Origin of the sequence: Olivibacter sp. 47, from assembly GCF_030372825.1 — a bacterium.
GTDB lineage: Bacteria > Bacteroidota > Bacteroidia > Sphingobacteriales > Sphingobacteriaceae > Olivibacter > Olivibacter oleidegradans.
In genome coordinates, this window is sequence record NZ_JAUCNR010000001.1 from 6,148,919 (window position 1) to 6,170,158 (window position 21,240).

Sequence of the window (21,240 nt, forward strand, 5' to 3'; positions counted from 1 at the left end):
ATATTAGACCTAAACAAAATAAACCCCAGCTAATGCCGGGGTTCGAAACAAGTACATATAAATATTTAATATATTATTTTAACGTTTATCTTTTTAAATTGGTATCACTAAGATTAAAATCCGCGAGGAATACCATCTGCGTCTTGTAACCGTAAACTCATAAATTGAATTACTCGGATCAAGGTATTTTAATCTCTCTGGCCGTTTCTACATAAAGCATAATCTGATTGACAACCCGTGGTAGATTTCTTTTCACCTCGTCTGACCAAAAACGAAAGACAGTATAGCCCATTTCTCTAAGCTTTTCATGATTGATACGGTCTTTCTGCATGTTACGTTCAATTTTGGGTATCCAGAATGCCTTGTTGCTTTTAATTTGATGTTTGTTCTTTTCCCAGTTATAACCATGCCAAAATTCACCGTCAACAAAAATTGCCAATTTGTATTTTTTTATAACGATATCGGGTTTGCCGGGTAAGGCCTTATCATGTAATCTAAACCGCAGATTTTTGGCCCAAAGCGCACGACGCAGCGTCAACTCCGGTTTAGAGTTTTTGCCTTTCACACGCGACATGTTGTAACTACGCTGCTTCGTAGTATAAAAGCCGGCCGCCTCTTCAAAACGTGGCACCTTAATGGGATCTTCGCCTGCGGGATGAAATACCATAACACAAAGATAACACTCTTTAATGAGGCTTGTTTTAAGGCTGTCTATTACAATGTACATGCGTAAGAATCGCTGGCGCCACTTATTGGAGCGGGGGCTTGGGCCTTCTTGAATTTCCATTACGTATCGTCATGATTTTTCTGTCATATAAAGGACTTAAGAATTACAATTACATTGCTGTTGGATGGCTAGTTCATACTGTTTACGACTTGCTCCATCATTTTTACGGAATCCCATTGTCCCTATATCACCAAGCTCATCAGCAGGGTGTGCCGTATGCGATCCGGTGCTCGCTATCTGGTTCTTTATGGGCGCTCCCTCCGTTTTCGAGCTTTTCAAAAAGAGAACATTTGTAGAACTCCAATAACGTTATCGCATGTATCATTTTATTGTTGGAAGGCATTTATGGCAATTTTAAAAACCGTTTGCTAAGTAGCGCGTTACTTCAGTAGAACATATAAACCGAGCACTAATGGCATCACACAAATTGTTTATCTTCCATCTTTTATCGTTGATTATTTTTTTTCACGCCGCCTGTTCGAACGGCAAGGATCCGGAAAAATATATAGGCTTTTGGCTAGACCCGGGCGATGAGTTGGCGATACCGACAGAAATTAAGCAAAAAAATGGGAAGCTTTATATCGTGATGAATGTTAATGGTGAGCAGACTGAATTACCGGCTATGTTTGATCGGGAGGGAAAATCTATCCTTGCCAAACTACCGATGCCTACCGGTAATTTGGTCGATGTGAAAGCACTTTATCTAAGTGAAAGCAAGCGCCTGCAAATAGATATCGCCGGTATGTCAAACGAACTTTCCAAAATATCTGAAGCGGTGGCAACTGAGCGCAAAAAAAAGATAAACGAATTTTATGATCCAAGCTTCTTCGTAGGTAAGTGGATTGACATAAAAACAACCAATCCGGATTCCATTGAAATTTCGAAGCAAGACGACCAGTACTTTCTTAAAACAAAACTCGATAGCACTGAAATACGCTATAATAAGCGTTTTTTTGAATGGTTTTACATGGGTAATCCCAATACGATACGTCGATTGAAAAACGGAAATATCGAATGGTCTATCGGTGCTTTACGTACGGAATATAGAAGACTGTGATTAACTACTCCAAATTTAAATTATGATCATTTTCGAACGCCAGTGTTCATAATCGAACAGTGATAGAGAATTAAAATCGTTAGCAAACACAAAAAAAAGCGCTTTTAAAGGTGGCAAGCTTCTTGGTAGGTATCGGTTACACCCCTACTTTTAATGCGATGGTGTTGAACCAGTAGGCAGATTTATTTGTAAAATGATCAATAATACCCTGAAAATTGCCCTGCGCCATTTATGGCGCAATCGCCTTTTTACTACTTTAAATGTTTTCGGCCTGTGTATCAGCATCTCCGCTTGCTGGATTATATATCGTATTATTGGTTACGAATTCAGCTATGATGCACAACTCCCTAACAAGGAACATATCTACAAAGTTATTTCCTCTTTCGTTTCTGAAGATAAAACTTCAAAAATGGGGGGCGTGGCGGCACCCTTATACCAAGGAATCCAGGAAGAAATTACCGGATTGGAGCACGTAGTTCCCGTATTCTTTCAGGGAATTAACCGCGCGGAAACGCAGCGGAATGGAGAAAAGTTTACATTAGAGGACCCACAGCATGTCGCAGCAACGAATAACCAATACTTTCAAATGTTGCCCTATAATTGGTTAGTAGGCGACAAAGTAACGGCCTTAACAGATCCAAAAAGTGTTGTCCTTACCGAGCGTCGTGCAAAGGAATATTTTCCAAATGCAAAACCGGAAGATATGTTACATCAAACGATTACTTATTATGGGCGGGATACTGTACAACGAACGGTAACCGGCATCGTATCCGATTTTAATAAACCTTCCGAATTTATCGCGGAGGAAATGATTGCCCTGCCTGGAAAAGTTTATGAAAGCTACATGTGGACAAACACAAATGGAGGTGATCGTCTTTATCTACAATTCAAAAAAGATGCAAATGCAATCGCCAAGCTCAAGCAGATTAACGAGCTTGATAAAAGACATTGGAAAGCTTTTGCAGATGAACGGGGAAGTGAATTAAAGAAAACCAAATCGTATGAATTATTACCTATACAAGAGGTGCATTTTGCAACTGATGTAAGCGATTATGGTATTAGTAAAACCAGTAAACCGGTCATGTTTGGACTAGTAGGCATCGGTGTTTTTTTATTGATACTTGCCTGCATCAACTATATCAATACAAGCGTTGCCCAAATGCCGCAACGGGGAAAGGAAATAGGCGTGCGAAAGACCTTGGGAAGCAGTAAATGGCATTTGATGAACCAATTTTTAGTGGAAACGCTGTTGACTACATTTATAGCGTCGATATTGGCGTTTGCTTTCGGCAAAATCGGATTTTCAATATTAAAGGAGCTTATTCCTACAGGAGTTACCTTTAGCGGCGAACCTCATGTATTCCCGCTATTCGTATGCATCATTATAATACTAATAACATGTTTAGCGGGCCTTTATCCAAGCTGGCTTATCACGAGGGTAAAAACAGTGGAAGTGTTTAAAAATTCCTTCACTGTGATCCGCTCGGGCTCGCGATTCAGCTTACAACAGGCATTAATTATATTTCAGTTTGCCATTGCCATGGTGTTTATTATCTGTACCATTATTGTCGGCGCACAATTGCGCCATACGTTGAAAGCAGACATGGGATTTAATAAAGAAGCCATCGTGCTGATTGATATACCCTGGAAATATCTTGGTGATGCTCGTTATAGCAATAAGCAATTTACGTTGTTCTCTGAACTACGCAAACAACCAGGCATCAAATCTGTAGCCTTAGGTATCCCGCCCCTTTCCTCCGGGTATTCGTCCAGTCCTTTCCAGACTGCAGTGGATGGCAAAGACTTAAACATGATAAAAATGTTTAAAAAGAACATAGATACAGCGTACCTCCGACTTTATCAAATGCAACTCGTTGCAGGAAGAAATATACTTCCTTCTGATACGATCAGCGAATTTGTGATTAACGAGGCCGCTGTTAAGGCTTTTGGCTTTCCTTCTCCCAAAGAGGCTCTCGGTAAAATGATCAATCAGTTAGGCAACACCAAACATGCTATTGTAGGTGTCGTGAAAGACTTTCATACACAAGATTTTTATACTTCAATAGAGCCTTTGGTCATGATGTCAGACAAGTCAAGCCTGTCTACATTGAATATTAAATTAGATACAGAGAATACGGATCAATGGCAAGCAACGCTTAAAGCAATTGAACATCAGTGGCGTAACTTCTATCCACCTGAAGGTTTTCGATACACCTTTTATGATGAAACAATCGAGGCCATGTACAAACAAGAAAGGCAAATTGCTAAACTTATTAACCTAGCGATGGCGATAACACTCTTCATCAGTTGTCTTGGCTTATTTGGCTTGGTTACGTTGACTGCTTTCCAGCGCACAAAGGAAATTGGCATACGAAAAGTGTTAGGTGCAACGGCCATGGGCATAGTAACCATGTTATCGAAGGATTTTATAAAGCTTGTAGTAATTGCCCTAATTGTGGCGTCGCCCGTTGCCTGGTGGGCGATGAATAAATGGTTAGAAAACTTTGTCTATAAAATTAATATTGAATGGTGGATGTTTGTGGTAGCAGCCGCTTCGGCAATCATCATCGCTTTGCTGACGGTTAGTTGGCAGGCCACCCGTGCAGCCCTTGTCAATCCGGTAGATAGTTTAAGGAATGAATGACTATATTTAATTGCCTCGCCTAAATCTATGTAATCACCTCGGGTAACACCTCTCCTTACCCGACGGGGCCTATCTTTGAGCTGTCAGTGGATATTGTCAGCTTGTTTTAGCAATTTTATGTAAATTGGCATCGATGCCAATGGAAATTTGCATTTCAATAAACATCGGACACCTAAAATGATTTTTGCAACAGATTTTTTGCGGAAGAGAAAAGTGGTACTTTGGCATATCGTAGGCTGGTTTATCCTGATCGCTTATGAGGTAAGTTTTGTGATAGCCTTCGGAGCAAAAGTAACGCCTTTTGTCGTTGTTTTCGCGTATATTCTCGCTATTGCGCTATTTTATTTTCATGCTCACTGGGCGTTAACCAGAAAAAATCGACAATGGTTACTTTTACTTATACCCCTCGAAGTTCTAATTTATTATGAAACCATAATGTTTTTAGATTATTTGAAGTTATTTGATTATGAAAATCGCCCCTCCTTCTCCGAAAAATCGTTGATTATAAAACATAGTTATCGCGCCCTTTTCTTTATAATGCTGAGCACAGTATATTGGATTTTTATTAATGCGCTGCAGAAGCACCGACAAGTAGCGAAATTAGAACAAGAACGTGCTGAAAATGAGCAAAAACAGGCAGAACTGAAAATGAAATTAATAAAATCACAAAATGCTAAACTGCGTACGCAAATTGAACCGCATTTCATTTTCAACACCATGAACTTCATCTATGATGCAGTAGAAGGCGTATCAGAAAAAGCAGGCGAGGCAGTTTTGCTCTTGTCGGAGATCATGCGCTATACCTTGCAGAAAACAGATGATGACCATGAGGTACCGCTTCAGATGGAACTGGAGAACATCCGAAATCTCATTAGAATAAACCACATAAGAACCAATGGCAAGTTAAATATCACCCTAGAAATCAATTTGGTAGACTATGACCTGAATGAATTAAAAATTCTTCCTCTTTTGTTTACTACCTTTGTGGAGAACATGTATAAACATGGCGATTTAACGGACCACCAGGCTCCCGGTATTGTTTACGTAATTGCCGAACATGGTGAACTTGTATTTAAAACCTGGAATAAAAAACGTACACATATGCCTGTTCAGGGGACTTTCGTCGGCATTTCAAATGCGCGCGAAAGACTGCAAAGCTTTTACAATGACCGTTTTAGCCTATCCATTGAAAACAGAGTTCATGACTTCTTGATTGAGCTCAAAATTAGATATGCGCATGATACGTTGTTATGTAGTTGATGATGAAGCAGCTTCTGTAAGCCTGCTAAGCAAATTCATAAACAAAACGCCCACCCTTGAATTATTGGGATCCTCATTAAATCCCTTGGAAGCTTTAAAAAAATTTCAACAAAATGAAATCAGGGCCGACATCACCTTTCTTGACATTAACATGCCTGAAATATCAGGTTTGGAATTAGCCAATTTAATTAAAGACTATACGCATATTGTCTTTACTACAGCTCACACGCAATACGGTTTAGAAGCATTTGATCGTGACGTCATCGACTACATTGCTAAACCTTTTGGATACGAACGATTTTTAAAAGCGGTATCGCGTTATCAAAAACTTAAGCAGAGTACCCAACAGCCAAGCAAAAAAGAAAATTACTTCTTTATTAAAAGCGATATAAGGGTAAGTTGATCCGTGTTTTAATAGACAAAATTCTGTACATCGAGTCGACGACCAATTATATCACCATTTATACACCTACTGAAAGCTATATGACTTATATAACCTTAACTGAAGCAGAGGAATACTTAAAGCCATATGATTTTGTCAGGGTGCATAAGTCTATTATCGTCAATCCAAAAAATATTAAGTCGATTGAAGGCAATAAGATTTTACTTGGCAATAAATTGACAATTTTAGCAAGTCCCGGCTATCGAAAAATATTATCTGAAAAAGTCAACCAAAGTTTATTGATTTCTAAGCGACGCAACTAGCACTCCCATTAGTTTAAATATCAATACCCCACTCCTGCTCATAGAGTGGGGTAAAGAATGGATTATTTAGCGGAGAGTAGTTCAAAAATGCGCTTCCCGATATCGCTGTTTTGCATAAAACCAGTAAACCTAGCGGCTCCGGGGCCATAACTGTATACAGGAATAGGGGCACCGGTATGGTCATTGGTAACGAACTCACCGAGTACAAAGCCCTTCTCATAGTCACCATCCACCAATACCAATCCGCCTGTTTCATGATCAGAGGTCACCACTACCAGTGTTCCCTCATTTTTATCGGCATATTGCAAGGCCTTTCCCAATATCCTATCAAAGCTTAGATATTCCTCAATACATTGTGCAATCTTATTGCTGTGTCCACCCCCGTCAATTTTAGCGCCTTCAACCATCATAAAAAAACGATCATGCCGCTTTTCCATTAGAGCCAAGGCATCGTCAAATGCATCTTCCAACATATGATAGCCCCTGGAAGGATCATCTTGGGCCAGACAAATAAGCTGCTCGCCGGAAACGGTATTTAGCTCACGTAGGTCGGTACAAATAACGGTACCTTTTGTCATTAATTGCTGTTTCAGTTTAGCGCTGTCTGCGACTAAGCTTGGGTGGCTGCCACCTACAAATAGCTTTACAGGGCTTTTAAGGATATCATAAGCGATGGCTGTCGAATAGTCGCGCTCGCTTTGATGTGCAAAGAAAGAGGCGGGTGTTGCGCCGGTAAGTCGATCGTTTGTGAGAATAGCACTTGGTATCTGTATGTTATTCAACTTCTCCGGTAAATTGGGTAAAGCTTTGCCGGTACTATCGTTACCGATGTAGCGATTTTTTGTTTTTTCACCCGTAGCAAAAGCTGTCGCACCTGCTGCGGAATCAGTGTTGTAATCATCCGCCGGTGCAGTGTTCTGAAAACCAATATGCTTAAACTGTGTCATATTCAATTGGCCACCATTGATGGTCGCTGCTGCCCATTGCTGGTTGAAACCTGCTCCGTCGCTGATAAGCAAAATGACCCGCTTCACCTTTCCTTTCGTACCATCCTGCTTATAGCTTGGCCGATATATTTCATGCTTATTTTTACGGGTATAACTATTCACCTCGTATCTATTTAAAAAGCTAGCCAGAATATTCGGTGAATCGGTATTTAGGTAATCTACTCCCAATTTTATAAAGGCCTGCCAGGCCGTTTTGGTGTCGGGACAGCCCCAGAAGCGTACGGGTTTACCAACTGCATGCACCGAATCGATAAAATGCTTTACTTTGTTCCGCTCCGGCTCAGTTATTCTTCCCAAACCGTTCCAAACACTGAAAGACTGAAAAGGTGCACTATAGAATGCGACTCGTTTAAGCTGTTCATCGCTATAGCGAAGCTGTGTACGGCCATCAAAGTAAAATATTGGATCAAAGGCCCCGAAACGCTCCGGCTTAGGCATATCACCACTAATTACTAAACGCACGGCATCCGGATTTCGGTTTACATCAAAATAAGCCCGAATGGGGGCAAGTTGGCGCTCCAATGCTTTCAAAGTAGGCTCTCCATCTGTTTTTAAGTCGATCAAAAATTGTAGTTGCCCACCTTCAGGGTATACCTTACCATTATGCAAAGATATCTGTTGCAATAAGGGCTTTAGATAGAGATTCTGAATGGTGTGTCCGGGTTTAATCTCCTTCTCTTCGTGTGCTACATAAAGTGAATCATTTTTCAAAAACACGTCTATTTCGATGGAAGCAAAACGATTCGCATAAGCTGTATAAAAAGGCTGTGCTTGTAAATAATCGTTGTGCGAATGCGCGTTTTTGTTAACCGTGTACTGCTGTGCGTGCGCAAACAGCCCGCTACTTGCCAAGCTGCACGCACATATCCATTTTCTTATATTCATCTAATACTTTTATGGTTGAAACCAAACTTTTGTATTATGAGTAGGCATGTTACCTCCCATTGTGTCATTTACCCATTGAATCAGATTGGGGTTATTTTGTTCATTATCCGAATACACATATCGAACAGGAATAGGTGCCAATACCGATGGTCCGGGCTTTAACTGTGGATAACCGGTACGTCTCCAAGAAGCCCAAGCCTCATAGCCATTTAAAAAAGCATCTATCCATTGCTGCTCGGCGATCTGTTGCAAAGCTGTTTCTTCCCGAAGTGCTATATCGGTACGCCTTAAGAAACCCGTTGTCTCCGCTTGACTGATATAAGGCGTTTCCTCGTTGGATGCCTGACCTACTTGTGGCCATTTAGCCAATGAAGCGGCTATCCCCTCTAAATAAACAGCCGCCGCATCTCCCTGCACCCCCATATTTCTCACGATTGCCTCTGCTTTTAAAAACAGAAGTTCACTATAAGTGAAGAGGAAGGCCCTATTTTCTTTTCTTATTCGTTTACCCAATACGGAATAATCATCTTTATTGAGGCCTGTTTGCTGGTACAAAGCGTTCTGCTCCAATGAACTCAACCCAACCCGCTGTCCACGATAAACATAAGGAACAGTAGAGTTACTACGATGGGCGTTATAGGAATTTTTTGTCGGGGCTACATAAATTTTCATCCGAGGGTCGGCCACTTTCTGCAACATATCTACCATCGTTTCGCTTACACGATCGTTCCCATCGAAGTTTACACCACTACCATCTCCCGGCGGATTAAGAATAAACCACCGGTATAAATCGGCATTATTATTATAAACTAATGTAGCTTGATCTTCCACTTTTTCGAATATTGGATATTCCGAAGGATTATTAAAAATGGCGCTTACCGCAGCTGCGACATCTGCTTTTTGCGATTGGCGCATCAATATACGGATTTTTAAAGAGTTGGCGAATTTACGCCAAGCACCGGTGTTTCCATTATATAGGATATCGCGATTGATAGTCAATGAGGGATCTATGCCTTTTAGTAATTGATTGGCTTGCTCCAGATCGTTAAGCATTAGTCCATATACCTCCTGCTGCGATTGATAATGTGGAAATTCCAATCCTGCCACATCCCCTTTTCCAGCTTCGTCATAAGGTATATCCCCATAGGCGTCGCTCATGATCGATAAAATATAAACCTTGCAAATCAAGGCAACCGCTTCATAATGCGGCAATTGATTCTCCTGTGCAAGTAAACGTAGCTGATTCACATCTTTAATCAGACGCATCGCGCCGTTCCATTCCTCACGAAAAGAGGCTCCCGTCAGATTGTACCGGCCATCCTCCTCACTTGTTCCGCCCAAATAGGCAATATGCTGAACAAATTGTCCGGCCCTACTGCCTCCACTGGCAGTCATGGTGCTAACAGCACCACTGAGTATGGGGGGTAATAGCATTTCAGGAGGTACAATATCCGGATTATTAGGATTAATGTTAATTGCTTCAAAGTCTTTACACGATCCAAAAATGAGTAAAAGGATCGACAGTGAAAAATAGATCAACTTCTTCATGGTGCTTTCTCTAAAAGTTAATATTTAACGCAGCGCCAAAGCTACGTAGTGAAGGAAGTGAAAAGGCTTCTAAACCCTGAAATTGGCCATCGTAACCGGATACTTCAGGATCAATGTTGGGCACGTCCGACCATAGGACAAGGTTACGTCCCACTAGCGAAAAGCTTGCCTGTCTTATCGGTGTACGCTTCAATAATTTTTCGGGCAGTCGGTATGTAATTTTCACCTCCCTCAGTTTTATATAAGAAGCATCAAAAGTGGCAATACGGTCATTGTTATAGTAAGCTCGCCAATAGTTACGCACCGTAACTTCTGTATCGTTCGGTTCGCCCGTATCAATATCAACCCCTTCACCAATCATTGTACCACCACCATTTGCATCCCGATTTACTAAGGATTCCTTCAAAGAGCCACTATTGATTCCCTCAATATAAGTACGTGAATGTACAACACCTCCTTTCTGAAATCCGAAGAGGAAGCTGAGGTCAAAATTGCGATAGGAAAATTGGTTAGTAATCCCTCCGGTATAATCAGGATTTACATTACCCAAGTATCCCCAGTCGCCATTTTCTTCTTGGGGTAAACCGTTACGATGCGTCAGTGTACCGTTCTGATAAATCAGGTAGTCACCGTACAGAGAGCCAAAAGAACCATCACCTTTTGTATTTTCGGTACGCATTTCCAAAGATGCCCAACGCTCAAGCTGACGGATACGCGAAATGCCTAAATCTTCCGCCAAGTAGAGCACTCGGTTTCTATTTAGCCCAAAGTTCACATTTACGTTCCAACTAAATTGATTCGTTCTTATGGGGGTTACATCTATCATTAGTTCAACACCATTATTCTTCATTTTACCTACATTCATTAACTTCGTATCGTATCCTGCCGAAGGGTTTAGCGTAACGGGAATAATCAGATCGGTGGTAGTGCTTCTATAATAAGTAAAGTCGATCCCCAAGCGGTTATTGAAAAATCTCGAATCAAAACCAAATTCATATGAGCTAACTTTCTCGGGCCGAATGTCCGGATTGGGATAATTATTATTGTGTACAGCAACCGTCTCACCATTCCATCCCTGTGTAACCTGGAAATTTGGCATCGTCTGGTAGGGCTCGAGATCTCGCCTTACCGAAGAAAGGCTACTGCGAAGTTTTAAATAGCTTAAGGCGTCGCTACGCCAACCGAAAAGTTCAGTTGCCACCAAACTGAGGGATGCCGATGGATAGAAATAAGATCTATTTTGTTTTGGTAATGCACTTGACCAGTCGTTTCTCCCGGTGAGATCTAAAAAAAGAGCGTCTTTATAGCCAACCTGAGCAGTTCCATAAACTGAATTTATTTTTTTTTGTTGACGAATATTACCTGCCACAATGGGAGAAGCGTTATTCGTCAGGTTGTACACATTGGGAATTGATAGACGATCTACAATAGCGCCGAGCCGTTTTGATTCCTGATTCATCAAATTCCCTCCCAAGGATGCATTTACGCTAAAATCGTCGTTGATCTTGGTATGATAAGAAAGTAAGGCATCATGATTCGTTTCAAGAAAATAAACATCATCTTCCTGATAATATCCATTAACATATTGTGCCGATGACACTGCATGACGCATCGTACGCTTATCATTATAGAAATCACGACCGGTACGCAGCATGAGGCTTAAGTTCGGCAAGAAGTTATAGGTAAACTTTACATTACCGTAAACCCGATCACGGTTGTTACCGTTTAGATTTTCGTAAGCAACAAAATAAGGATTGTTTAATCGACTGCTGTTTAAACCCCAAATGGGCGAAAGTTGCCTCGTTCGCAATGAACCATCTGCCCAATAATTACGCAAGCTATTTATGTTCACATTTCGAGGCATATATAGGAAGATTTTCATGATGGCATCCTCATTCTTGGCACCATAACTTGCGCGGTTATCACTTCCTGAATTAACATAGTTCATATTCACATCTATTTTTAACTTAGGAGTAATAGCATAACCTGCATTTAACCCAACAGCATTACGACTTAAATCGGTATTCGGTACAATTCCGCGCTGAGAGGTATTTGTATAAGAAAATCGGAAATTTAACTTTTCATTACTTCCCGCTATAGCTAAATTATTAGTGAAAGTTTGTCCTGTTTGAAAAAAGTCTTTCAATTGATTTGGATAGGCAATAAAGGGGGTAGGTATACGCTGCCCTGTAGCTGGATCGATTGGTGAGTCAAATTGCGGAATTAGCTGGCCATTCAGGCGTGGCCCCCAGTTTTCCATCACATTATCGTTTAAGCCGCCTCCCATGCCGTCTACATAGCTATATTCGCCATCGCGGCCCTGGCCATATTCGTACTGATAATCCGGTAATTTAAGTGGAGTCTCTGCGCTCGCTTGCGAATTGAAACTAACGCCAACACCCTTTGTTCCCTTACCCGACTTGGTAGTAATTAATACAACGCCGTTTGCTGCACGCGAACCATAAAGCGCCGCAGCATTTGGTCCTTTTAAAACGGTTATGCTCTCAATATCATTGGGGTCAAGTTCTCCCGCCGCATTTCCATAATCTACTTCTCCTTCTCCGGCAGTGAAATTCGGATTATTAAAATCTTGCCTTCCAGTATAAGCCCTGGTCGACTGCTCATTATTGTTACTGATCGGAACGCCGTCTACAACAAATAAGGGCGAGTTATTATAATTGTAACCACTCACAAAATTTTGTCCACGAATTTGTATGTTGGCGGAGGAGCCAATTCCGCCACTCGAATTGGTGATGCGCACACCTGCCACTCTTCCATTCAAGGTATTAAGCAAATTTGTTTCGTGAGATTCTTGAATAGTTTGGCCTTCTACTTTCTGCTGAGAAAAACCAATCGATTTTGCTTCCCTCGATATTCCTAAGGCAGTAACAACCACCTCGTTCAAAGGGTTGTTATCTTCTTGCAAAGTCACGTCGATTCGGGCCTGCCCATTGACAGTTACTTCATGTGACCGATAACCAATATAACTAAAAACAAGTACGCTTTGTGAAGTTGGAACTTGCAATTGATAATGACCATTATGATCGGTAGTCGCTCGCTGAGATGTGCCCTTCACCTGTATATTTGCGCCGATGACAGGACTACCGCTAGTAGCATCACGCACTTGCCCGTTAACGGCTAATCCCTGTTGAACACGGCGAAGTGAGATAGTGCCGGCTTGTTCTTCAAAAACAATCTTTTCTGCTTTAAATAGATCAGACAGTATTTCGGATAGTTTACTATTTTGATAATGTATGTGACTGAAAACCAACTTTTCCAGTTGGACGTCTTCTGTAAATGCAAAATCGACAGATGCCTTTCGTTCGATTTCCTTCAGCAGTGTATAAGCATTTACTTTATTAAAAGAGAGATGGATTCGCTTCTCAAGTCCTTGTTCGGGTTTATTTGCCGAAGCCATTGTAATTACCGCGCACATATTAACTAGCAATGCGAGCGATTGTAGTATTGGCAATTTAAAGCGCCAGCGTATTAATTTCATTTGAGTTAAGGGTTGAATTTTTAAAGATTGATTGATATTACTTCCTTTACGGAAGCTATCCTTAATGTATTAGAAGATATTCAAGGATCCATTCGCCTCCTTTCTGTATTGTTTGTTCAACATATGGCAGATAATCTCCAATGTTTGTGAAGCACTCCGTTCATACTTCAGTTTGAGCGTGTACCGATGATTTAGCACAGTTGCGTCGGTACTGATCAAGGATATCCCATAGACATCGCGAAAACACAGCGCCAGCTCTGAAAAAGACACCTGCGCTAAGGATATTGACCCGCCGCGCCAAGCCAGCGTAGCGGGAACAGCTTTCTTTCTGAATTGCTTATTTGCCCGATCATATATATATCCGTCACCTCTATGCAATAGCAATGATTGCCCCTTATTTTCACTGCTTACCTGTACACGACCGGTGCTAACTGTTATTTCTGCTTTAGGCCTGTAATCATACGCTTTTACGTTAAAAGATGTACCTAAAACCTGTATAAACAACTCATCCGTTTGTACCCAGAAAGGGCGATCAGCAAGTGGCCGGATTTCAAAAAATGCCTCCCCTCGCAACTGAACAAAACGTTGTTTTTCTCCATAACCATCTTTCAACACCAATGACGAATTAGCATTTAACGTCACGACAGAGCCGTCCGAAAGTTTTACTGTTTTATATTCTCCCGAGTTGGTAGAAAAGTGCATTACAATCGGCTCTTTGGTACGGTATTTACGGGACGGTAGACCAAAATCAGTAGGCTTGAACCAAGTGATTCCGAGGATCAGCATGATAACTGCCGCCGCGACTCTCAACCACGGTGCAAGACGTTTTTGCTTATTACGTTTAAGCTTTGGCTCTTCCTGCTTATTCGCGTCAATATGTTTTCTCAAACGTTCTTTTACACGTAACTTTTCTTCTTCGCCGGGGCGAACTTCCGCCACCGCTCTCTCCTCTTCAAATGAATCGTACCATATGTCTACAAGCTGCCGCTCCACTTTGGTGCTCTCACCTGCATGATATCTTTTCAATAAATCTTTATATACACTAAATTTCACACCTGCTGATTTTATACTATAGTGTATAAAGTGCACGATCTATACTTCAAGAAAAGATGGTTAAATTGTTAAGTTTTTGTAAACAGGATTGTCAGTAAAGAATAAATAGGCAAATGGGGATGCGACTCAATGAGTTTGGTTTTCAACCGTCGCAGTGCTTCCGTGTGGTTGTTTCGAATGGTTTGGTCGGCTAGTTGCAATGCTTCGGCTATCTCACCTATCGTATAGTCTTGCATACGCAGCAGAAAAACTCTCCGCATGTTCTCCGGAAAGGCTCGCACTGCCTCATTTATGGTTTGTTGTAGGGATGCAACTTCTAGAAGACTAATAACGCCGTCTTCGATCTCTTCCATTCGCTGAAATAAGTGCGCATGCAATTCCTCCTCGCGTTCTTGTTGGCTTGCCCAACGAATAATTTTATATTTAAGCATAGCGCCGAGATAGCCTCCGAGATCGCTTTGAATCTGTAAATTGTGCCGTTGAATCCAAAAATCAGCAAAAACATCTTGTACAAGGTCTTCGGCCAGTTCCCGTCTTCGGAGCCTATAATAAGCTCGCTGATAAAGATGCTCCCAATATCGTTCGAAGAGCTGCTCAAAAGCAGCGGCGTCATCGTTCCGCATGCTTTCGATTAAGGCCTTTTCGCATGTTTCCAGGACAGGTTGCATTCAATTAACTCTTATAGCAAAGATAAGGGGTCTATATTATGGCAACGTTAAATCTTAAGCTAAGAATCTCGTTCTTCTCTGCATTGTTTGTGCGCCACTCCCCATTGTTCGAGTTGTTGCCAAATGGGGATAAGCGCTTGCGCGCTTGCTGTGAGTCGATAGTCGACCCGAGGCGGGACCTCTGCGTAAACTGTACGTTCGACCAATCCATCTCTTTCCAGTTCCTGTAAATGCAAAGTCAACATACGATCGGTAATGCCGGGAATAATTTTTTTTAGCTCACTAAAACGTAGTGTCTTTTTTTCAAGTTTATATAGAATGATCAGCTTCCATCGTCCTCCCAACATATCAACCGCATACATCATCCCGCAAAAGTCTATCAACTTTTCTCGGTTAATGCTATTGGTGGATGTAGGCTTTCTCTTACTCATTATGCAAACTCATTACTTACAATTTTGTGTGCCTCATACAAAGGGCTGCATACTGGCAAATATAAGGATCAGCCAATAATTTTGTCGACGCTTTATTAAAACATAAATATTATTTGTATGAAAATTCTCATTGTATATGCACATCCGGAACCTCAAAGCATGAACGGAGCCTTGTTTAAAATGGCCATCGATACCCTTACCAAAGCTGGGCATGAAGTAAAGGTATCTGATTTATACGAAATGCGTTTTAACGCTATCTCAGATCGAAGCAATTTTGTCAGCGTTCACAATCCGGAATTTTATAAACAGCAATTAGAGGAAGTCCATGCCACGAAAACAAACGGCTTTGCTGACGACATTGAGGCAGAACAACAAAAGGTTGAATGGTGTGACTTGATGATCTGGCAATTTCCGCTTTGGTGGTTTAGTGTACCTGCTATTTTAAAGGGATGGGTGGACCGTGTATTTGCTATGGGACGCTTCTATGGGAACGGTCGCATTTATGAAAAGGGCGTCTTTAGTAATAAAAAGGCTTTACTATCGCTTACTACAGGCGGCGGTAAGAGCGATTATCTAAAAGGTGGTTTTAACGGGGATCTTGCAGGAATCCTGCGTCCGCTTCATCGGGGGATTTTTGAATTTACCGGTTTCGAGGTACTGTCTCCTCACGTCGTCTACGGCCCTGCAAGGTTATCGCCAGCGGATCGTGAGCGTGAACTTGAAATCTGGAGTGAACGACTAATTCAAATTTTCGAAGAGCAAGCTATCTCGGTTGGAGAATACTAAGACACGTCCAAGCCTTCACGCGATCTTTTTACTCAATCAGGCTAGATCAAGGTTATTTTTCCGGCATGACACTTTGGCTTAGAAAGAATGTACTTTTATAGTCATTACAAAAATTATATATTTGCATCATAAACCATACAAGGCATTAAATGTAGGATTTAATTTCTTTCAATAACAAATGAACATGCGTTGCCAATAACAGCAACCAGGTCTATGCTTGTACCCTTTAAGAAAGAAATTCATGCTTATCCTACGAAATGTTTCCTATATACATCCGGACAAAGAATTGCTGTTTGATAACATTAATCTGACCGTAAACAATCACGATAAAATCGCCTTGATCGGTAATAACGGTTCCGGAAAATCTACGTTACTTAAAATTATCAGCGGCGAACTGAAAGCTACCGGAGAGGTGATGACGGTCACAAGTCCTTATTACGTTCCTCAGATCTTTGGACAATTCAATCACCTGACTATTGCCCAGGCTTTGCGTGTCGAAGAAAAACTACATGCCTTAAGAGAGATACTAGAAGGGCGAGCTACGGAAGAACTGATGGATTTGTTAGCTGACGACTGGACCATCGATGAACGTTGTAGAGAGGCTTTGGATCGCTGGCAGCTCAAAGACTTAAACTTGGAACAAGGGATGGATACTTTAAGTGGCGGACAGCGAACAAAAGTTTTCCTAGCAGGAATCTCCATTCACCAACCAGATTTCATACTGCTCGACGAACCCAGCAATCATTTAGATGCTGTAAGTCGAAAATTACTTTATGAGTTTATCGAATCCACTTCGAGCACGCTGCTTATAGTAAGCCATGACAGAACACTATTGAACTTGTTGAATACGGTTTGCGAATTGAATAAACAAGGTATCGCTGTATACGGAGGGAATTACGATTTTTATATCGATCAGAAGAATACAGAAACGATAGCGTTAAATCAGGATATCAAAAGTAAGGAGAAAGCGCTACGTAAAGCTAAAGAGCGCGAACGGGAAACTATAGAAAGACAACAGAAATTGGATGCGCGTGGAAAGAAGAAACAGGAAAAAGCAGGTATTGCGCGCATTATGATGAATACATTAAGAAACAATGCGGAGAAGAGCAGTTCCAAAATTAAAAGCGTACACACAGAGAAAATCGACGGTATTTCGCAAGAGTTACACACCTTACGTTCGGCTGTAGCCGATCTAGATAAAATAAAGCTTGGTTTCGAAGATTCTGTGCTGCATAAAGGGAAATTACTATTTACGGCCGTCGATATCAACTTCGCTTACAAGGAGCATCAACTTTGGAGAAAAAATTTAAGCTTTCAGATCGCCAGCGGAGAGCGCATTAACCTAGCGGGTTCGAATGGTTCAGGAAAAACGACTTTAATCAATATTATTTTGGGACAATTAAGTCCTTCTTTGGGTAACACTTGGCGAGCGATCAACAAGGCAATTTACATAGATCAAGATTACTCACTAATCCGGAATGAGCTCACGGTATATGAACAAGCACAAAGATATAACGAAGCTGCCCTCGAGGAGCACGAAGTTAAGGTTCGCCTCAATCGTTTTTTATTTACAAAAGATGATTGGAACAAGCCTTGTAGCACCTTAAGTGGTGGCGAAAGGATGCGATTGATACTGTGTTGCCTTAATCTAGGCAACAATTCTCCGGATGTAATTATACTTGATGAGCCAACCAATAACCTGGACATCCAAAATATTGAGATATTAACCATAGCGATCAAGGAGTATAGGGGCACGCTGATTGTAGTATCACACGATACCTACTTTTTGGAGCAGATCGGCATTGAGCGAACGATTTATTTATAGGCGGCGGTCCACAGGTGGCTGGTTTTATCTTTTAAGCCTAACCGAATAAATTATTCGTTCATTTATTAAATCTATTTAGCACGAATCCGCCTGTATCAATACCGAAGCCAATAAAGCTAAGATATCGCTTCAACATTTCAAGTCGGGCACCGCCATGATGTTGCTTTATCTTTTATCGTGAAGCGATAAATTCACTTTTTTTGATAAACTCGTACATAATCGACTACAAAACGATTAGGGAATTGGGTATTTCCTAAATCTCCTCCATTGATCCCGCCCATCGCCAGATTCAGCAGGATATAATGAGGCTGCTTAAATGGGTTAAAGCCCGAGCCATCTCGATTCACCAATTCGTCCAATGGAACCTTATTCAATAGGATATCGTCTACGTATAAAGCAATTGCTTCTTCATCCCAATCCATTCGCCACACGTGGAATTCTGATGCCCACTTTTTGCCCCCTAATTCTTTTACCGCTTTTGTTTTACTATACCATTTCGCCTGGTAGGGCTGATCGGTGCCGCAAGCAATATTGGCAAGGATATTACCTTTGTAGTATTCCATGATATCAATCTCACCATTAGATGGCCATTGCTTTGAAATGCCTAAAGTCCAAAAAGCCGGCCAAAGTCCGGCACTGATATTAATTCGTCCTCTCATTTCAAAACGGCCATATTGCCAGCTATGCAAACCGCGGGTATTGATTGAGGAAGAAGTATGCGTTATTTTTGATCTGCTTTCGCTCCATTGCTTGCTATCCGCATTATAATTCGGATTGGCTTTGTCTTCTTTACGTGCTTCAATAATCAATAACCCGCCATCGCACCAAGCGTTGTCTTTTTGATACCACTGTTTCTCTTTGTTCCTGACAAAGCCTTCCTCGAATTTCCAGTTAGCCGTATCGGGTACTCCGGTCTGGTCAAACTCGTCCGACCAAACTAAATGGTATCCCTCCTTTTCATATTTTCCTACATGATCATTTACGACACGTTGCGCAAAAACAGAGGAAAAACTAATTGTAAATATGATGGCTAAAAGTTCTATATAATTATTCATTCTATGTCAGTTTTGTATCTTGGTTTATCGTTACCAGTTTATTATTAGTACTAAATTTAAAAATCTATTTGGCGGAGTTCTTATTTTAATAGCCAATAGGCCCCGCGCCAGCTGTAACGGGCCATCCCGGATTTTGATAAATAGGTGAGGTCTCCGTTGACTGACCATCGGACGAAGAAATCAGAAAATGCTCGGTAGCGATAGGACTTAAATAATGTGCTTCTGTGAAAAAATACCCATTATAGAACTGATTGTTAGGCGATATTTGATGTACCCTGAGATAACGGCTCAGCGACGGATCAGAAACCGTATTGGTAGTCGTTCCTCCATATTTTAATCTACTGCCATATATATCCTTCATTGGTCCCCAAACCTTGATTCCCTCTATCTTAAACCCGTTTAGCTGATCCATTGCCCGCCAACGTATCAAATCCATATAACGTAGCCCCTCTACCATGAGTTCAGCTCTTCTTTCACGGCGTATATTATAAAGTGTAGGGTTTATTAAGTTACCATGCGAATATGCACCCCAGTCGTTCAATCCTTCTTTACTCATATCCGTTGCCGCGACAGTTACATTGAAATCGGGATTTACTCCAGCTCGATTTCTTATAGCTTGCCAATAACTAACAGCGCTACCATCAAGCCCACCATTCTTCTCAAAGCAAGCTTCAATGTAATTAAGATAAGCCTCCGCAGCTCTAAAACATACGATGGCAGTCACATCACGCCCAACGATAGATTGCATATTATTGTCATAAGACAAACCTTTTTTGATAGAATAACCTGTACCCTCCAAAAACCTGCTAGCAAGGTCTATATTAGGAACCGTTGGCTCCACTTCCGGTGAGGATCCCGTGGGTAGGTTTATAAACGCTTTGGTTTCCCCCGGAGCACGCATAAATAACTTAAGCCTCCAGTCTCTATTTACTTTTACATTACCCACAAAATCGTCACCCTCATACCCGGAAGCGGCAGCATATATAGGCAAACCATTTCCCATCAAAAAATTATCAACAAACTGACGGGTATATCCGTAACCATTACCATAGTATATATAGTGATTCCAATATTGTACAACACCTAATGTCAAATCAAAATCTCTCCACAGCAGCACTTCATCATACGCAGCGAGATTTTCAGAGTTAAACATCTCAAAATAAGGATTACTAGGATCGGAAACACCTTGTTTAATATGCATCGAATTAACCGTCAAGGCATGAGCATCTGCTACAATCTTTGCTGCCGCCATTGCTTCTCCCAAGAAAAAATCAATCTCATTGGTTATACTTCCTGTAGGAAATTGATAGCCTCTATTATAGTCCTTAGTCGCTCCAGGCCAATTCGGACCGTTAGGTACTAAAGCAGTTCCCTGATGATATTTTAACCATGTTGCTTCAAATAATGCCACTCTAGACTTGACTAAGTAAGCCAGATCTTTTGATATCCGGGTTCGCCCACCAACTGGAGGAACGGTTAACAATAGTTCGGCAGCCTTATCAAGATCACTGAGAATAAAACGCGCGACCTCATTACGTGGCCTTCGTTTGCTTGCTTCTACCAACGCAGCTTGTTGATCGGGTAGCACCTTCGTAATAATGGGAAAATCTCCCATTTCCATTAACCTTCCGAAATAGACAAATGCTCGCATTAAATATGCTTCGCCTATATAATGATTGATGTTATTAACATTGCCCATAACCGCTCCTGCCTCTACTTTTGCCAAGGCGGTCTGTAAAAAATAATTCAATTGAAAAATTGTCCCAAAAGACCAGCCACCACCTGTAGCACCTACGCGCCATTGCCCTGGCAAAAACCGGTTATTGCTGCCTCGATTCGTCATATTGTCGGTAGTCGCATCATCTAAATAGAGCCCGGCACCACCTGATCCATCAGTAGTTCTGAAAACATCTTGATAACGCGCTATTGTATAAGCACTAAGATGGCTTTCTTCATTAAAATAGTTCTCCGGCGATACTGCTGCCTGCGGCGCAATATCCAAATGCTTATTACATCCTACGATTAGGATAGTCAAAAAACAGAGAAGTGTTATTTTTATATCAAATTTATTTGTTTTCATGCTTGTTTAA

Annotated in this window: 16 protein-coding genes and 1 pseudogene; 8 read left to right on the forward strand and 9 right to left on the reverse strand. The window is 41.3% G+C overall.

Annotated features, from left to right (window positions below; genetic code table 11):
- Window positions 1-178 precede the first annotated feature (178 nt).
- Window positions 179-787 (reverse strand): very short patch repair endonuclease, encoded by a 609-nt coding sequence (locus tag QT327_RS26680; protein WP_246860240.1) that lies wholly within the window; start codon window positions 785-787, stop codon window positions 179-181.
- Here QT327_RS26680 and QT327_RS28425 point away from each other — a divergent pair.
- The 6 genes and pseudogenes from QT327_RS28425 (at window position 766) to QT327_RS26710 (ending at window position 6,393) form a co-directional block, all read left to right on the forward strand.
- Window positions 766-1,034, forward strand: a pseudogene (locus QT327_RS28425) (DUF6010 family protein). The gene QT327_RS26680 and the pseudogene QT327_RS28425 overlap by 22 nt on opposite strands.
- 105 nt (window positions 1,035-1,139) lie before the next feature.
- Window positions 1,140-1,784 (forward strand): hypothetical protein, encoded by a 645-nt coding sequence (locus tag QT327_RS26690; protein ID WP_149105098.1) that lies wholly within the window; start codon window positions 1,140-1,142, stop codon window positions 1,782-1,784.
- Window positions 1,785-1,977: 193 nt separating this feature from the next.
- Window positions 1,978-4,428: an FtsX-like permease family protein gene (locus QT327_RS26695; protein WP_149105099.1), complete on the forward strand. Its 2,451-nt coding sequence runs from the start codon at window positions 1,978-1,980 to the stop codon at window positions 4,426-4,428.
- A gap of 177 nt (window positions 4,429-4,605) precedes the next feature.
- The gene (locus QT327_RS26700; RefSeq protein ID WP_149105100.1) at window positions 4,606-5,688 is read left to right on the forward strand and encodes a sensor histidine kinase; all 1,083 of its coding nucleotides are present in this window, start codon (window positions 4,606-4,608) and stop codon (window positions 5,686-5,688) included.
- Complete coding sequence (locus QT327_RS26705) at window positions 5,666-6,091, forward strand: LytR/AlgR family response regulator transcription factor (RefSeq protein WP_289554329.1); 426 nt, start codon at window positions 5,666-5,668, stop codon at window positions 6,089-6,091. Before QT327_RS26700 ends, QT327_RS26705 begins: the two co-directional genes overlap by 23 nt.
- A complete protein-coding gene (locus tag QT327_RS26710; RefSeq protein ID WP_289554330.1) occupies window positions 6,088-6,393 on the forward strand; it encodes a LytR/AlgR family response regulator transcription factor in 306 nt (101 codons plus the stop codon). Before QT327_RS26705 ends, QT327_RS26710 begins: the two co-directional genes overlap by 4 nt.
- Window positions 6,394-6,455: 62 nt before the next feature.
- Here the strand turns inward: QT327_RS26710 and QT327_RS26715 are convergent, their stop codons facing one another.
- From QT327_RS26715 to QT327_RS26740, 6 genes are all read right to left on the reverse strand, one after another.
- Window positions 6,456-8,285, reverse strand: coding sequence for an alkaline phosphatase (locus QT327_RS26715; protein ID WP_149105102.1), 1,830 nt, complete (start codon window positions 8,283-8,285; stop codon window positions 6,456-6,458).
- Between the two features lie 9 nt (window positions 8,286-8,294).
- Window positions 8,295-9,833 carry a SusD/RagB family nutrient-binding outer membrane lipoprotein gene (locus QT327_RS26720; protein ID WP_149105103.1) on the reverse strand — a complete coding sequence of 513 codons (1,539 nt, stop codon included), beginning with the start codon at window positions 9,831-9,833 and terminating at the stop codon, window positions 8,295-8,297.
- Between the two features lie 10 nt (window positions 9,834-9,843).
- The gene (locus QT327_RS26725; protein ID WP_149105104.1) at window positions 9,844-13,332 is read right to left on the reverse strand and encodes a SusC/RagA family TonB-linked outer membrane protein; all 3,489 of its coding nucleotides are present in this window, start codon (window positions 13,330-13,332) and stop codon (window positions 9,844-9,846) included.
- Between the two features lie 69 nt (window positions 13,333-13,401).
- Window positions 13,402-14,385, reverse strand: a complete 984-nt coding sequence (locus tag QT327_RS26730; RefSeq protein ID WP_130854860.1) for a FecR family protein — start codon at window positions 14,383-14,385, stop codon at window positions 13,402-13,404.
- A 68-nt stretch (window positions 14,386-14,453) separates the two neighbouring features.
- A complete protein-coding gene (locus tag QT327_RS26735) occupies window positions 14,454-15,053 on the reverse strand; it encodes an RNA polymerase sigma factor (protein ID WP_149105105.1) in 600 nt (199 codons plus the stop codon).
- Window positions 15,054-15,112: 59 nt separating this feature from the next.
- The gene (locus QT327_RS26740; protein ID WP_013664274.1) at window positions 15,113-15,484 is read right to left on the reverse strand and encodes a winged helix-turn-helix transcriptional regulator; all 372 of its coding nucleotides are present in this window, start codon (window positions 15,482-15,484) and stop codon (window positions 15,113-15,115) included.
- A gap of 117 nt (window positions 15,485-15,601) precedes the next feature.
- Between QT327_RS26740 and QT327_RS26745 the strand changes: the two genes are divergently transcribed.
- Window positions 15,602-16,270, forward strand: coding sequence for an NAD(P)H-dependent oxidoreductase (locus QT327_RS26745; protein WP_013664275.1), 669 nt, complete (start codon window positions 15,602-15,604; stop codon window positions 16,268-16,270).
- 241 nt (window positions 16,271-16,511) lie between these two features.
- Window positions 16,512-18,095, forward strand: a complete 1,584-nt coding sequence (locus QT327_RS26750) for an ABC-F family ATP-binding cassette domain-containing protein (RefSeq protein ID WP_013664276.1) — start codon at window positions 16,512-16,514, stop codon at window positions 18,093-18,095.
- Window positions 18,096-18,286: 191 nt separating this feature from the next.
- Here QT327_RS26750 and QT327_RS26755 read toward each other — a convergent pair whose 3' ends face one another.
- Both QT327_RS26755 and QT327_RS26760 read right to left on the reverse strand, forming a co-directional pair.
- Entirely contained in the window at window positions 18,287-19,150 is an 864-nt protein-coding gene (locus QT327_RS26755; RefSeq protein WP_013664277.1) for a glycoside hydrolase family 16 protein, read from the reverse strand.
- A gap of 85 nt (window positions 19,151-19,235) precedes the next feature.
- Window positions 19,236-21,230, reverse strand: coding sequence for a RagB/SusD family nutrient uptake outer membrane protein (locus QT327_RS26760; RefSeq protein WP_149105106.1), 1,995 nt, complete (start codon window positions 21,228-21,230; stop codon window positions 19,236-19,238).
- Window positions 21,231-21,240: the final 10 nt, after the last annotated feature.

Coding starts and splice junctions, on each gene's coding strand:
- QT327_RS26755 (WP_013664277.1), bottom strand. CDS start 19,150: ATGAATAATTATATAGAACTTTTAGCCATCATATTTACAATTAGTTTT.
- QT327_RS26735 (WP_149105105.1), bottom strand. CDS start 15,053: ATGCAACCTGTCCTGGAAACATGCGAAAAGGCCTTAATCGAAAGCATG.
- QT327_RS26700 (WP_149105100.1), top strand. CDS start 4,606: ATGATTTTTGCAACAGATTTTTTGCGGAAGAGAAAAGTGGTACTTTGG.
- QT327_RS26740 (WP_013664274.1), bottom strand. CDS start 15,484: ATGAGTAAGAGAAAGCCTACATCCACCAATAGCATTAACCGAGAAAAG.
- QT327_RS26725 (WP_149105104.1), bottom strand. CDS start 13,332: ATGAAATTAATACGCTGGCGCTTTAAATTGCCAATACTACAATCGCTC.
- QT327_RS26680 (WP_246860240.1), bottom strand. CDS start 787: ATGGAAATTCAAGAAGGCCCAAGCCCCCGCTCCAATAAGTGGCGCCAG.
- QT327_RS26705 (WP_289554329.1), top strand. CDS start 5,666: ATGATACGTTGTTATGTAGTTGATGATGAAGCAGCTTCTGTAAGCCTG.
- QT327_RS26695 (WP_149105099.1), top strand. CDS start 1,978: ATGATCAATAATACCCTGAAAATTGCCCTGCGCCATTTATGGCGCAAT.
- QT327_RS26760 (WP_149105106.1), bottom strand. CDS start 21,230: ATGAAAACAAATAAATTTGATATAAAAATAACACTTCTCTGTTTTTTG.
- QT327_RS26690 (WP_149105098.1), top strand. CDS start 1,140: ATGGCATCACACAAATTGTTTATCTTCCATCTTTTATCGTTGATTATT.
- QT327_RS26745 (WP_013664275.1), top strand. CDS start 15,602: ATGAAAATTCTCATTGTATATGCACATCCGGAACCTCAAAGCATGAAC.
- QT327_RS26720 (WP_149105103.1), bottom strand. CDS start 9,833: ATGAAGAAGTTGATCTATTTTTCACTGTCGATCCTTTTACTCATTTTT.
- QT327_RS26750 (WP_013664276.1), top strand. CDS start 16,512: ATGCTTATCCTACGAAATGTTTCCTATATACATCCGGACAAAGAATTG.
- QT327_RS26715 (WP_149105102.1), bottom strand. CDS start 8,285: ATGAATATAAGAAAATGGATATGTGCGTGCAGCTTGGCAAGTAGCGGG.